We start from the raw sequence: 13,278 nt of genomic DNA on the forward strand, positions 1-13,278 counted from the left end.
CCCATCCCAATCAGGCCTGTGCAGGCTTCAGAATGATGCCGAACAGGCCTTTTTGGTTGAAACGTCTTAGATCCGGTTGAATCGGTTCGGCGTCGCAAATCATGGAGCGCTGATGGGGAAAGGTTTGCGTGAATGTCTGGAAACCCCAATTGGCATCGACATCATCCACGACGATTGCGCCGTTCGGCCTTAATACCGTCCATGCTCGATCCAGCTCGAAGCGTACATTGCGTTCACTGTGCAGGCTGTCATGAATGAAAAGATCGATCTGGCCCAGGCGGGAAAGCAGATCAGGGAGATGCAGCCTGCTGGAGCCCTTGATATAGGACCATCGATCTCCATAGCGATTTCCAACTGCGACGCCGACCTGCTTGCGCCAGTCCCTTTCCAGAGGTGGAAGGTCGATACTCCAGAGCCGGCCTTCGCCGTTTTTTTCCAGCGCCTCGAGAATGCAGCGCGACGTAACGCCATGCGCCACACCGGTTTCGACGACCATTTTCGGTTTCATATGCCGAACGAGGCACCATATCGCCCGCACGAATCCGGCATCGCCGTCATTCCATGCCTGAAAGCTCTCTGGACCCACTCGAACTCCCATGGCTTCCATCTCTGCAATGACCTTTGGCCAAAGACCCCAAAACTCTGAAGCAACCTGGCATGGCCAGGGGAGGCCTAAAAGACCATGAAGCTGCTGCTCCCAATAGGGATCGGACTCATATGGACATCGTGGCCCGCGCTGTTCGCGCTGAGCTACATAGGTATCGTGAACTGTCGTCCAGATTTGAAGAGGGTCGGCGGCCAGATCGGCCACGCCGGAGACGGGATGCTTTACCAGATAGCGTAGAGGAATACCCAGCATGGCCCTGGTCCTCCAGTGTTGCTTTGCGCATCAGCTGAGCTTGCTGGGAGTGTACATCTATTTAACGTCTATTTTGACAATTGTTGATTGCAATACAACTATTCTGCGTCCCGCGACCGCAATTGTCTGCCTCCTTCAGGTACGCCGGCTAACGATCAGACTGCGATAGAGATCGATGGTCTGGTCGGCGATGGCCGTCCAGGAAAAGTGTTCTTCGACGCGCTTGCGGCCTGTCTGACCAAATTGTCTCGCCTTCGCTGTGTCTGTGAGCAGGTCTGAGAGTTTTGCGGCGAGGTCACGGGCGAACTTGTCGGGATTTGTGGGGAAACTGGTGATTGGATCCTGCTCGAAGGGGACCAGATAGCCGGTAGCGCCATCGACGACGACTTCGAGTATGCCTCCAGTAGCGCTGGCTACAACCGGAGCCTGGCAAGCCATGGCTTCGAGATTGATGATGCCGAAGGGCTCGTAAACGGATGGGCAGCAGAAGACGGCGCAATTGCTGTAAAGCTCGATCGCTTCCTGCTTGGTGACCATCTTGTCAATCCAGACGATGTTGGGATTGTGCGCGCGAGCCTCTTCGACTTTCTGCTTCATCTCGGCGGCGATCTCCGGCGTATCCGGCGCTCCGGCGCAGAGGACGACCTGCGTGTCTTGCGGCAGGTAGCGAATAGCGTCGACCAAGTGCGTGACGCCTTTTTGCCGGGTGATACGGCCTACGAAGAGGATATAAGGCTGGCTGAGATTGACGCCGAAGCTGGGGAGCGCAGAAGTGTCCGTGGTCTTCTGGTATTGCGCGAGATCGATGCCGTTGTAGATGACGTGGATGCGCTCGGGGTCTACGTCAGGATAGGCTCGCAGGATGTCGGCTTTCGTTCCATTGGAGACAGCGATGATAGCGTCGGCGTCGAGCATGGCCGTCTGCTCCATCCATGAGCTCATGGCGTAGCCGCTGCCAAGCTGCTCGGCCTTCCATGCGCGCAGCGGTTCGAGGCTGTGCGTTGTGAGCACGAAGGGAACGCCATGCAGCTTTTTGGCGAGGAAGCCCGCCATCGACACGTACCAGGTATGCGTGTGGACGATATCTATATCGGAAAGGCTCTTGACCTGCGCGAGATTGAGGCTCATGGCCTCAAGCGCGGTGGTAAATTTCTGCGTTTCGCCTTCCGCGAGCTTTTCCCAGGGCTGGTCGCCGCGAACGTGGAGATTGCCTTCGTCGGAATTTTGATTGCCCCAGCAGTGGACTTCGACTTCGATCTTTTTGGCCAGCTCGCGGCTGAGGTATTCAACGTGAACTCCAGCGCCGCCGTAGACGTTGGGCGGGTATTCGCGGGTCATGAGGGCTGCTCGCACTTTGTCCTCCGGGGATTTGTAACTCTCGGTGAGATGCTTGTTGTGCTGCCGGAGCATTCTAGCGCTGGCTTGTGCAGATGGTCTAACAGCGATCCGATCCCTTCGCAAAGTACGCGAAAGGATCGGATCGCCCAAGCGTTTTATTTTGCGAGTTCGGATTCGATGGCGCTGACGAGTGCCGGATCGTCGGGCTTCGTGTCGGGCGCGAAGCGAGCAGCAACGTTGCCATTGCGGTCGACAACAAATTTTTCGAAGTTCCAGAGGATTTCCGGTTCCTCATTCGGCTGAACGCCAAACTCAATCAGCTTTTCCCTGAGGGAAGGCACTTCGGAGGTTTTTATGGATTCGGGCTGGGCTTCGATCAGGGCCTTGTAGAGCGGGTGTTTTGCTTCGCCGACTACGGTGATCTTTTCGTAGAGAGGGAAGTCGACGCCGAAGTTGAGGCTGCAGAAATTCTGTATCTCTTCATTGGTGCCGGGTTCCTGTCCGGCGAAGTCGTTCGATGGGAAGCCGGTGATCACGAATCCCTTGTCGCGGTAGTTGCGGTAAAGATTTTCGAGAGCTTCGTATTGCGGCGTGAGTCCGCACTTGGAGGCTACGTTGACGACGAGCATGACTTCGCCCTGAAATTCGGCAAGAGTGGTTTCTTCTCCGGTGATACGGCGGACGGGGATGTTCTGAATGCTCATGGGTTCAATTTTAGCCTGATCGGCCTTAGCTGCGGCCCTGGTTTACACAAGGCTCCGCGCTTCGTTCAGGATGACGGCGGTCTTTTGTGAGGCAGAAATGCAAAAAGGTGAAGGAGCAAAGCTCCTTCACCTTTTTGCGAATGCCCGTCCGGCGAGGACCGCGCCGCGCGTAGCGGCTGCCGGAGGCATTCGGTTTACGCCCGGCCAATAGCGACGTGGCTTTCGAGCGGGATGCCGGCGCGGCTGGTGACCTCGAAGATCAGTGTGTTGCTGCGCTTGTCGGCGTCGATTTTTACTTCGTCACCGTGCAGGATTTCGCCGTCGAGGATTTTAAGCGCCAGCGGGTCTTGGATCAGCTTTTGCAGCGCGCGCTTCAACGGACGTGCTCCGTAGGCGCGGTCGTAGCCTTGCGTGAAGAGCATGTGCCTGGCAGCATCGGTCAGTGTGATCTCGATCTTGCGGTCGGCCAGCAGCTTTTTGAGATCGGCCAGACGCAGATCGATGATGTGCGTGAGCTGATCTTCGCCCAGCGGACGGAAGATGACGATGTCATCGACGCGGTTCAGAAACTCGGGACGGAAGTTTTGACGCAGCACTTCCATCACCTGCTGGCGTGCTTTCTCGAAGCCGATTTCGTTCGAGATCAGCTCGGCGTTGAGGGCCTGCGCGCCGAGGTTCGAGGTCATGATGATGACGGTGTTCTTGAAGTCCACGGTACGGCCTTTCGAGTCAGTCAGGCGGCCGTCGTCGAGAACCTGCAGGAGCACGTTGAAGACGTCTGGATGCGCCTTTTCGATCTCGTCGAAGAGGATGACCGAGTAGGGGCGGCGGCGGACGGCTTCGGTGAGCTGACCTCCTTCGTCAAAGCCGATGTAGCCCGGAGGCGCGCCAATCAAGCGTGCGACGGCGTGCTTCTCCATATACTCGGACATGTCGATGCGGATCATCGCCTGCTCGTCGTCGAATAAAAATTCGGCGAGTGCGCGGGCGGTTTCGGTTTTGCCTACGCCTGTGGGACCGAGAAAGATGAACGAGCCGATGGGTCGCTTGGGATCGCTCAAGCCAGCGCGTGAGCGCCGGATGGCGTTGGCGACTGTGGACAAGGCTTCGTCCTGACCGACGACACGCTCGCGCAGGCGAGACTCCATCTGGACGAGCTTTTTTACTTCGCCTTCGAGCATCTTCGAGACAGGGACGCCTGTCCATTTCGAGACGATGCTGGCGATGTCTTCTTCGTCGACCTCTTCTTTCAGCATGCGCTGCGCGTTGGCGGTGCCTTCCTGCGCGGCGGTCAGCTGCTTCAGCTCTGCTTCGAGCTTTGGCAGATCGCCGTATTGGATTTGTGCGGCACGTTCGAGATTGCCGAGGCGGGTCTGCTCTTCGGCTTCAAAGCGCAGGGCTTCAACCTTCTTCTTTACGTCGGAGAGGCGCGTGATGGCTTCGCGCTCTTTCTGCCAGCGTGCACGCAGGCCAGTAGCTTTCTCGCGCAGTGCGGCCAGCTCGCGATCGACTACTTCGCGGCGGGCTTTCGAGTTCTCATCGGTTTCACGCTTGAGGGCGGCCTTTTCAATTTCGAGCGAAGTCGCTTCGCGTTCGAGCTGATCGATCTCGGTCGGGACAGAGCCGATCTGGATGGCCAGCGATGCGGCGGCTTCGTCGACGAGGTCGATAGCCTTGTCGGGCAGAAAGCGGTCGGAGATGTAGCGATGCGATAGCTCGGCTGCGGCGACGATAGCCGAGTCCTTGATGCGGACGTTGTGGTGCGCCTCGTAGCGTTCTTTGAGGCCACGAAGAATCGCGATGGTGTCTTCGACGTTGGGTTCACCAACGAAGACGATCTGGAAGCGGCGTTCGAGCGCTGCATCCTTTTCGATGTACTTGCGGTACTCATTCAGCGTGGTTGCGCCGATGGCGCGCAGCTCACCACGCGCGAGCGCTGGCTTCAGCATGTTCGAGGCGTCAATGGCGCCTTCGGCTGCGCCTGCTCCGACAAGGGTATGGAGCTCGTCGATGAAGAGGATGATCTGACCGTTCGATTCTTCGATCTCTTTGAGGATAGCTTTGAGGCGGTCTTCAAACTCGCCTCGATACTTCGCGCCTGCGAGCATCGATCCGAGATCGAGCGAGATGACGCGCTTGTTGCGCAGGATCTCAGGCACGTCACCGGAGACGATGCGGCGCGCGAGGCCTTCAACGATGGCAGTCTTACCCACGCCGGGCTCGCCGATGAGCACGGGATTATTTTTTGTGCGGCGCGAAAGTACCTGGATAACGCGGCGAATCTCTTCATCGCGGCCAATGACGGGGTCAAGCTTGCCGCGACGAGCGAGCTCGGTAAGGTCTTTGGCGTATTTTTCGAGCGCCTGGAATTTCGCTTCAGGGTTCTGGTCGGTCACGCGCTGCGAGCCGCGCACGGTGCTCAGGCTCTTCAGGATCGCGTCGTGGGTCGCGCCGAAAGAGGCGAGCAACAGCTGCGCGCCTTCGTTCTTCTGTTGCGCGAGGGCGAGCAGCAGGTGCTCGGTCGAGACGTACTCGTCCTTGAAATTGTCGGCTTCCTTGAATGCCTGGTCGATGACTTTCTGCAACGCCTGCGACATGCTCGGCTGCGCACCAGAGCCCGAGACCTTCGGCAGCTTGCTGATTGCATCTTCAGTTTTTGCCAGGAGCTGGTCGGTGGCTACGCCGACTTTTTGAAGCACAGGAACGATGATGCCTTCCTTGTCTTCGAGCAGCGCGGCCAGCAGGTGCAGCGACAACAGCTCAGGATTGCCGTGCTCGGTTGCGAGCGTGCCCGCGCTCTGAATCGCTTCCTGCGATTTGACGGTAAATTTGTCCCAACGAATGGCCATGTCTTTTTTCTCAGCTTTCGATCTTGTGATGTAAGAAAGCGGGAATGAAAGCAATTCTCTCATTCCCGCGAGGTCCCTAGGATCCAGGGCAAAGCCCCTTCCGGTCAGGTTCCATTCACCGGGCTAAAGCCCGATGCTTCTACCCGAAAACCTATCTTTAGGCATTCGAGGTCGTGCTTTCTTGCCTGCTCTTAGGCGGCTGGCTTCGTTTCCGCCTTGGGTGCTTCGATAGGCTTTGCGGAGCCCACCGAGACCTTAATCTGCTTCGGTTTTGCTTCGGCGCGCTTCTGCAGTTCGATTTTCAGAACGCCCGCGTCGTAGCTGGCATCGACATTCTCCGTGCTGATCGTGTTCGGCACGGTGAAGGCACGATAAAAGGTGCCATAGCGGCGCTCGATGCGATGGAAATTTTCTTCTTTCTCTTCTTTTTCGAACTTACGTTCGCCGCGGACGGTCAGCGTATTGTTTTCGACGCGAATGTCGAAGTCTTCCTGCTTCATGCCCGGGACCTCCAGCTTGAGGACGACTTTGTGTTCATCCTCATAGACATCGACCGGGGGAACGAAGGCGGCTGTCGCCAGCGTGTCGGATTCGCCCTGACCGCGGGTGTAGTCCTGAAAAAGCGAGTTCATGCGGTTCTGCAAACTCAGTACGTCGCGAAATGGATCCCAACGATTGATAGCCATAGATTTCCTCCAAATATTTCCTTAAGAATTGAGGCCATTTTCGGCCTTGCAGTCTATCTGATTCAGGCTATAGAACGAGAGATTCACAAAATATGAGTGGTTTATTGTCAACTTACAGTAAGAAACCTAGGTCTTTATTTTCATAGGTTTAATCGGATATTTTCAAAATCACCTAAGAAATCATCGATAGAAATTTTCCTAGCGATGTTTCTTCTGGATTCTTCGCTGCGCTCAGAATGACGCTTTTGAAGTGGATATGTGCGCAAAAAAGAGCGAAATTGTGATCTTATTTGCGCCTATATTCGGCCTCTTAGACGGTTGATCTGGCGGCGGTCGCGTTTGGAAGGCCGGCCTTCGGGGAGTGTTTCGAATTGCTGGAGGGCCTTCTTTTCTTCAGCCAGCTTCTGGCGGCGATCGCGGCTGGCGTCGGTTTCGCGGTAGAGGGTCTTGGCCACGGCGGCGGGGCCGCGTACTTCGCTCAGCAACAGGACCTCGACTTCGAAATCACCGCCCTCATTCTTGATCTGGAGCATATCGCCGGGACTGACGCTGCGGGCGGGTTTGGCTGGCTGTCCGTTGAAAAGAATTCTGCCAAGATCGCAGGCGCGGGAGGCGAAAGCGCGGGTTTTGAAGAAGCGCGCCGCCCAGAGCCATTTATCCATGCGTACCGAAGTCATAACTTATTTTCATACGAGATGATCCCAGGTCTCAAAATTGAGACTCTTCGACTCGCTCAGTGCAGGTTTTGGGCGCCCGATCATGCATCCGCCTAGAATAAGCGAGGATGCTGACTGACGAACAACGCAAGCGTGTGTGTGTGGTTTTGGTGCGGGCGCGAAATCCGAACAATATCGGCGCGGTGGCGCGCGCGATGTATGACTTTGGCTTCGACGAGTTGCGGATCGTGAACGACTATCCTGTTCCATTTGAAAGGGCGCGGTCAGCCATCGATGCTGAGGCGGTGCTGGCCGGAGCGCGCGAGTTTGCCGCGGTTGCGGAGGCGGTTGCGGATTGCAGCCTGGTGGTGGGGACAACCGCGGGAGGCAAGCGGGTGCATGAGCATCCGCTGCGGGAGCTGGCCGAAGGCGGAGGACTTGTGCATGAGCACCTGATGCAAGCGGAGCATCGCGTGGCGCTGCTTTTCGGATCGGAGAAGACGGGCTTGAGCCGTGAAGAGCTGACCCACTGCCATTGGACGATGACCATTCCCATGTTTGACCGGGACGGGGCGCGGCACCCTTCGATGAACCTGGGGCAGGCGGCGGCAGTTTGTCTGTATGAGCTGGCGCGTACAACCATGCCGGTGGCTGCGGCTGGGCCTTTACTCGCTCCGGCGGAAGATTTGGAGCGGCTTACTGTGCTGCTGGGCGAGTTGGCTGAGGTCAGCGAGTACACACGGCGTCATCCGGCAAACAGCGGCGACGGGCTCTTGCGGCGATTTGTCCGGCGGATGCAGATGGAGCCTGCCGATGCCGCGATGTGGATGGGAATTGTGCGGCAGGCGCTCTGGAAGATTCGCACCGAGAAGACGGATACGCAGAACAAATAGAGCTTGCTTTACGCGGCGAGGCGAATCTGGTCGCCTGGCTCCGCATTCCAGCTTGGCGAGAGCTGGCCGGTTTGCTCTCCTCTCGATACTCAGGGCACGGGGTTGCCGTTGATCAGAGCGTCTCTTGCCCGCAGAAAGCCATGAGGCTCGACATGCGCTCCTCCTTGAAAGGGGCGCGAGAGATCGGCGATAGCTGTGAGGCAGAGGGCAATGAGCAGCGCGAGACCAAGCACCTGCAGCGCATGCAGGGCAAAGTTTTCTGCGCCAAACAGGCACGCGTACGAGATGGTGAGTATGCTGCCGAGCAGCAGGACCGCCCAGAGAATTCCGGGCAGATGCTGCTTGGTCTGAAGCTCGCGGACGCGACGGTGCTCCGTCATAGTGGAGAGTTGAGAAATGGCATGATCGAGCGCGACCTGCTGCGTGGCGTTGAGGCCGTCAGAAGAGGTGAGCGTGGACCATATGCGTTCGATCACGGGCCGGCCTGAGTGGGAGAAAACGGATTGGCTCATGGCGGGCCATTCTTCTGTGAGCACTACGTCGATATAGCGCAAGGCGAGCGAGTGAATTGCATCCCGCTGGCCGGCCGGAAGGCCGTTGCTGATGCGCGAGAGATTGACGAGAGCATTTGCTTCGGCATCGGCGTTGGCCTCGGCGTCATAGAAACTGGTCCATGCAGTAAAAAGCATGAAACTGATGATGACGCCATAGGTGGTGCCGAGAAAGTTGAACTGCCAGCCGAAAACGGTGTTGTAACTTCTTCTGTGCTGCGGCGCCCAAAGCCGGTTGAGCACCACCAGGAAACCAAGGGACGCGGCAACAACGCAGAGTATGACAAAAATACTGGCTGCCGTGCTGAGCATGGTTCAAGCCTCCGAATGCCGGTGACGCGGATTGTATAACGAGGCTCGCGCTTTTCGGTTAGATTTCTCGGTCCCGATGCGGCGCTGCAAGCATGGTGTGAAGCGTGTCGGTCAGAGCAGGACGATTAGTAATTCGGTATCATCCCTCTCACGATGCTTCATCTGGATGAAGAGCAGGTTCGCAGCCTGCTGCATTATGAAGAACTGATTCCCGCAATGGAGCAGGCGCTGATTCGCTTCTCCGCGGGAGAGATTCGCCAGCCGGTGCGGTCGATTATGCGAGTGCCCGAGCATAACGGCATCTTTGGCATGATGCCTGCGGTCAATAGCGAGGTGATGGGCATCAAGCTGGTGTGCGTGTATGAGAAAAACGGCGCGCTGGGATTGCCAACGCATCAGGCGATCATTCAGCTTTTCTCTGCGAAGACGGGAGAGCCGCTTGCTTCGATGGATGGACGGCTGATTACCGAGATGCGCACGGCTGCGGTTTCTGCGGTGGCGACGCGTTTATTGTCAAAGCCGGATGCGCGCGTGCTCGCTGTTCTTGGGACGGGAGTGCAGGCTCGGGCGCATCTTCGTGCGCTGCGCGTGGTGCGCGAATTTGAAGAGGTTCGCGTGTGGGGGCGGACGGCGGAACATGTCCATGAGATCGCCGAAGAGTTTTGCGTTCGCGGTGTGCTTGACCTGGAGCAGGCCGTTCGCGGCGCTGATGTGGTGGTGAGTGTCGCGCATGTACATGAGCCGTTGTTGCGCGGAGAGTGGCTGGAGGCGGATACCTACGTCAACGCTGTAGCTGCTGTGGGTCCGGAGCGGCGCGAGCTGGATGATGCGGTGATGGATGCGGCGATTGTGGTCGAGTCGCGCGAATCGGCGCTGCGGGAGTCGGGAGATATTCGCGATTCCGGCGCTGAGGTTTATGCGGAATTGGGGGAGCTGCTGGCCGGCTCGATTCCTGTGCCATCGGGACGGCGTGTTTATAAGGCGCTTGGGATTGGCGCTGAGGATGTGGCTGCGGCGACATTGGTGTGGGAGAAAATAAAGCCCAAACAAAACAACTCGTCATTCTGAGCGCAGCGAAGAATCCATATGATTCTTCATCGTCGCAATATCGAGCACGTTCTGATTAGGATTTTTCTTATCTATATAGGGGAGAACCATAGGCGGGAACCGTGCGGTTTGTGCGAGAAATGAATCAGTGTTTCACCCGCGTGTGCATCTGATGGATTCTTCGCTGCGCTCAGAATGACGGCGATTTTGTGGGCGTTGGAAATAAGAAAGGCCGCTCCGGAGAGCGGCCTTTGAATTTGTAACTGTGCTTATTTCTTATTCGGTGACGGCGTCGACGAAAGCCTTCAGCTTGCGTGAGCGCGAAGGATGCCGCAGCTTGCGCAGTGCCTTGGCTTCGATCTGGCGGATACGTTCGCGGGTGACCTGGAAGCTCTGGCCCACTTCTTCGAGCGTGTGCTCGGAGCCGTCTTCGAGGCCGAAGCGCATCTTGATGACGCGCTCTTCGCGCGGCGTCAGGGTGCGCAGAACCTGCGAGGTGTACTCCTTCAGATTGACGCTGATGACGGCGTCAGAAGGCGATACGGCCATGCGGTCTTCGATAAAGTCGCCAAGGTGCGAATCTTCTTCTTCGCCGATCGGCGTTTCGAGGGAGATGGGCTCCTGCGCGATTTTGAGGACCTTGCGGACCTTCGCGACCGGGATATCCATGCGCTTGGCAATCTCTTCCGAGGTTGGCTCGCGGCCAAGCTCCTGCACCAGCTGACGCGAGGTGCGGATGAGCTTGTTGATTGTCTCGATCATGTGCACCGGGATACGGATGGTGCGGGCCTGATCCGCGATAGCGCGGGTGATGGCCTGACGAATCCACCAGGTGGCGTAGGTCGAGAATTTGTAACCGCGACGGTACTCGAATTTATCGACCGCCTTCATCAGGCCGATGTTGCCTTCCTGAATCAGGTCGAGGAACTGGAGACCGCGATTGGTGTACTTCTTCGCAATCGAAACGACAAGTCGCAGGTTGGCTTCGATCAGCTCGCGCTTGGCCTGCTCGGCATCCATGTCGCCCTGAATCATCTCGCGCTGTGTGCGCTTGAGTTCAGCGATCGAGACACCGGCTTCCTGCTCCAGCTTTTCGAGGTCGATCTTGCAGTTCTTCTGCTGACGACGATATTCCTTCTTCAGCTCTTCGCTCTTCGATTGATCGAACTTCTGGTCGAGCGACTTGACCTGCCGTTCGAGCATGCGCATCGAATCGACGGTCTTGTTGAGCTTGTCGAGAAGGCGCTTGCGCTCCTGGTTGGTGTACTTCAGCTCGCGGACGATGCGCGAAACGTAGACCTTTTCGCGCGCAATGGCCCAGCGCGTCTTGCGATGCTCTTTGGCTTTTGCCTTCGGATTGATGGTCGCGAGCTTCTCTTCAAAAGCAGCAGCTTTTTTCTGATGCTTTACCAGGGCGTCGATGCGGCTGACGGTCTGGCGAACGCGCGCCTGAAGAATCTCTTCCGTGATCTCTTCTTCGTCGAAGATCACCACTTCCTTGATGTTGCGAACGCCGCGCTTGAGGTCTTCGCCGAGGCCGACGATTTCGCGAATAACAATCGACGAGCGCGAAATGGCTTTCATGACGCGGAGCTGGCCGCGCTCAATGCGTTTCGCGATTTCGACTTCGCCTTCGCGCGTCAGCAGTGGTACGGTGCCCATCTCGCGCAGATACATGCGGACGGGGTCATTGGTTTTTTCAAGGGTGCCCGGCGTCAGGTCGAGTTCTACGTCTTCGCCTTCCTCGCCTTCTTCGTACTTGTCGCCGCCGAATTTAGGGCTGCCCTCATCGAGCAGATCAATCCCCTGCGTTCCGATCGTTGTGATCAGATCGTCGAGGTCATCTGGTGAATTCAGGTCATTGGGAATCAGGTCGTTGACTTCACCATAGGTGAGGTAACCCTTTTCCTTGCCTGTATCAATCAGATTCTGGATGTCGTCCTCGTACTTGTCTTCCATGGCCAAGCGAGTTTTCTCCCGGGAAAAATTAGGGTCTGTATATGCTTGGATAGGACGAGGTGCGATTGAGGCCGTATTCGGCAATTCCCGGAGCTATGTCGCAGGGTGCAAGGCGCACGTCCACCAAAGACTTATAGAATATCACGGACTACCTGCCTTTCCGGCCAACATAACACAATTCGCCGTCCGCGATTTTTCGATCCCAATAGCTTAGATGTGGAAATCCCAGAATCGTTTCATCACTTTGTTTTTCCTTGAGTTACGACGCTGGGAGCGCCACTGCTTCCCTCTGGTGAATGGAGGCCCTGTCTCGTCAAGTAAATGACAAAAAGCGACTTACGCGATATAAAGAATGGCTGCTTCCGGTTCCGGGGTTGCGAAGCCTTCGCCAGATGCGCTGTAACGGTCGAGCGGAACGCGGCACTAAGGTTTGGGCCACGGGTTTTGGGCCATGCACGCCTGCATTGATGGAGAGGTCATGAGTAAGCCTTACATCCCTGGTGAAGAAAGCAAGGAATACGAACAGCTCACAAGCGCCCAGAAGGCAGAGGTTCAAAAGGAAACAGACCGCCGTTTCCGCGAACAGACAGGGGTTACCCGCAGCCTGGATTCCGCAAACGCTTCGGATCTCGAATTGCGCCGGACATGGCTGCGTATCCGCGACGAAGTCATCGCCGATCGCGACGGGCAGGCACTGCGCCACGACCTCGATCTGGATGGTCTGACGGCAATTCCGGAGGAGATGCGATTCGACGGATGGAACGAAGGGGCCCAACTGCTTGACACCTGGTTTTCAAGGCCTCCGGTCGCGAGTCCGAATTACACGGCTCCCGTCACAGATCTCATCAAGATAAGCTGGGTCCTTCAATTTCCAAGAGCTAAATCTGTGTATGACGAGATTTTGAGGGATCGAATCTGGACAAATGATGCAAGTAAGCGCCGTTTTATGGATATTTTGAAGGGAAAAGTCATGCCCGGCGAAGGTTTGTCCTCACCCTTTTGGGACCTGTCAGCAGCAGTCACGGTCGTGGATCAGGAATGGCTCAATGCGCGTCCTGTCGAAAATGGCCTCTCTGTCGATGGGCTGGCTGTGGCGCTGGGTGCATTTGTTTTCAATATCGCGGTCGCCGGCAAAATCTCCAGCCAGCCACTCTTGCCGGGTATGCTAAGCATGCGGATGGTGACGGTTTCGATCGAAGAAGTGGGGATTTATGCCAAGGATTCCTTCGATTTCGAAGGAGATCAATTCCTTGGATGGTGGGGCTACAGGGACACGGAATATCACAACAGCGACTTTCGGGAATGGCGTGCGATCAACAATGCCGGGGGCGACTTCCGGGTTTATTCCGATATCGCGCGGATCAAACTGGCTGTGCCCGATACGGTCACTGTCACCATTCCCTGATCAGAATTTTCAACTCATT

Annotated in this window: 11 protein-coding genes; 3 read left to right on the forward strand and 8 right to left on the reverse strand. The window is 56.8% G+C overall.

Annotated elements, in window-relative coordinates; translation table 11 throughout:
- Positions 1 to 10: 10 nt before the first annotated feature.
- The 6 genes from GSQ86_RS15355 to GSQ86_RS15380 form a co-directional block, all read right to left on the reverse strand.
- Positions 11 to 859 carry a class I SAM-dependent methyltransferase gene (locus GSQ86_RS15355; protein WP_158750836.1) on the reverse strand — a complete coding sequence of 283 codons (849 nt, stop codon included), beginning with the start codon at positions 857 to 859 and terminating at the stop codon, positions 11 to 13.
- A 135-nt stretch (positions 860 to 994) separates the two neighbouring features.
- Complete coding sequence (glgA, locus tag GSQ86_RS15360; RefSeq protein WP_254062421.1) at positions 995 to 2,212, reverse strand: glycogen synthase; 1,218 nt, start codon at positions 2,210 to 2,212, stop codon at positions 995 to 997.
- Between the two features lie 140 nt (positions 2,213 to 2,352).
- Positions 2,353 to 2,901, reverse strand: a complete 549-nt coding sequence (locus GSQ86_RS15365; protein ID WP_158750838.1) for a glutathione peroxidase — start codon at positions 2,899 to 2,901, stop codon at positions 2,353 to 2,355.
- A 194-nt stretch (positions 2,902 to 3,095) separates the two neighbouring features.
- Positions 3,096 to 5,750: an ATP-dependent chaperone ClpB gene (clpB, locus tag GSQ86_RS15370; protein ID WP_158750839.1), complete on the reverse strand. Its 2,655-nt coding sequence runs from the start codon at positions 5,748 to 5,750 to the stop codon at positions 3,096 to 3,098.
- A gap of 191 nt (positions 5,751 to 5,941) precedes the next feature.
- Complete coding sequence (locus GSQ86_RS15375; RefSeq protein ID WP_158750840.1) at positions 5,942 to 6,436, reverse strand: Hsp20/alpha crystallin family protein; 495 nt, start codon at positions 6,434 to 6,436, stop codon at positions 5,942 to 5,944.
- A 296-nt stretch (positions 6,437 to 6,732) separates the two neighbouring features.
- Positions 6,733 to 7,113, reverse strand: coding sequence for an RNA-binding S4 domain-containing protein (locus GSQ86_RS15380; protein ID WP_158750841.1), 381 nt, complete (start codon positions 7,111 to 7,113; stop codon positions 6,733 to 6,735).
- A gap of 107 nt (positions 7,114 to 7,220) precedes the next feature.
- On the opposite strand from GSQ86_RS15380, the gene GSQ86_RS15385 reads away from it, so the two are divergent.
- Positions 7,221 to 7,985, forward strand: a complete 765-nt coding sequence (locus tag GSQ86_RS15385) for an RNA methyltransferase (protein WP_158750842.1) — start codon at positions 7,221 to 7,223, stop codon at positions 7,983 to 7,985.
- Positions 7,986 to 8,074: 89 nt separating this feature from the next.
- On the opposite strand, the gene GSQ86_RS15390 is transcribed toward GSQ86_RS15385, so the two are convergent.
- On the reverse strand, positions 8,075 to 8,848 hold the full coding sequence (locus tag GSQ86_RS15390) for a DUF4239 domain-containing protein (protein ID WP_158750843.1): 774 nt from the start codon (positions 8,846 to 8,848) through the stop codon (positions 8,075 to 8,077).
- Positions 8,849 to 9,001: 153 nt separating this feature from the next.
- Between GSQ86_RS15390 and GSQ86_RS15395 the strand changes: the two genes are divergently transcribed.
- A complete protein-coding gene (locus tag GSQ86_RS15395; protein ID WP_158750844.1) occupies positions 9,002 to 9,916 on the forward strand; it encodes an ornithine cyclodeaminase family protein in 915 nt (304 codons plus the stop codon).
- A gap of 255 nt (positions 9,917 to 10,171) precedes the next feature.
- Here the strand turns inward: GSQ86_RS15395 and rpoD are convergent, their stop codons facing one another.
- Positions 10,172 to 11,860, reverse strand: a complete 1,689-nt coding sequence (gene rpoD / locus GSQ86_RS15400) for an RNA polymerase sigma factor RpoD (RefSeq protein WP_158750845.1) — start codon at positions 11,858 to 11,860, stop codon at positions 10,172 to 10,174.
- A gap of 472 nt (positions 11,861 to 12,332) precedes the next feature.
- Between rpoD and GSQ86_RS15405 the strand changes: the two genes are divergently transcribed.
- Entirely contained in the window at positions 12,333 to 13,259 is a 927-nt protein-coding gene (locus GSQ86_RS15405) for a DUF6402 family protein (protein ID WP_158750846.1), read from the forward strand.
- The last annotated feature ends 19 nt before the right edge of the window (positions 13,260 to 13,278 follow it).

Origin of the sequence: Acidobacterium sp. S8, assembly GCF_009765985.1 — a bacterium.
Classification (GTDB): Bacteria; Acidobacteriota; Terriglobia; order Terriglobales; family Acidobacteriaceae; genus Alloacidobacterium.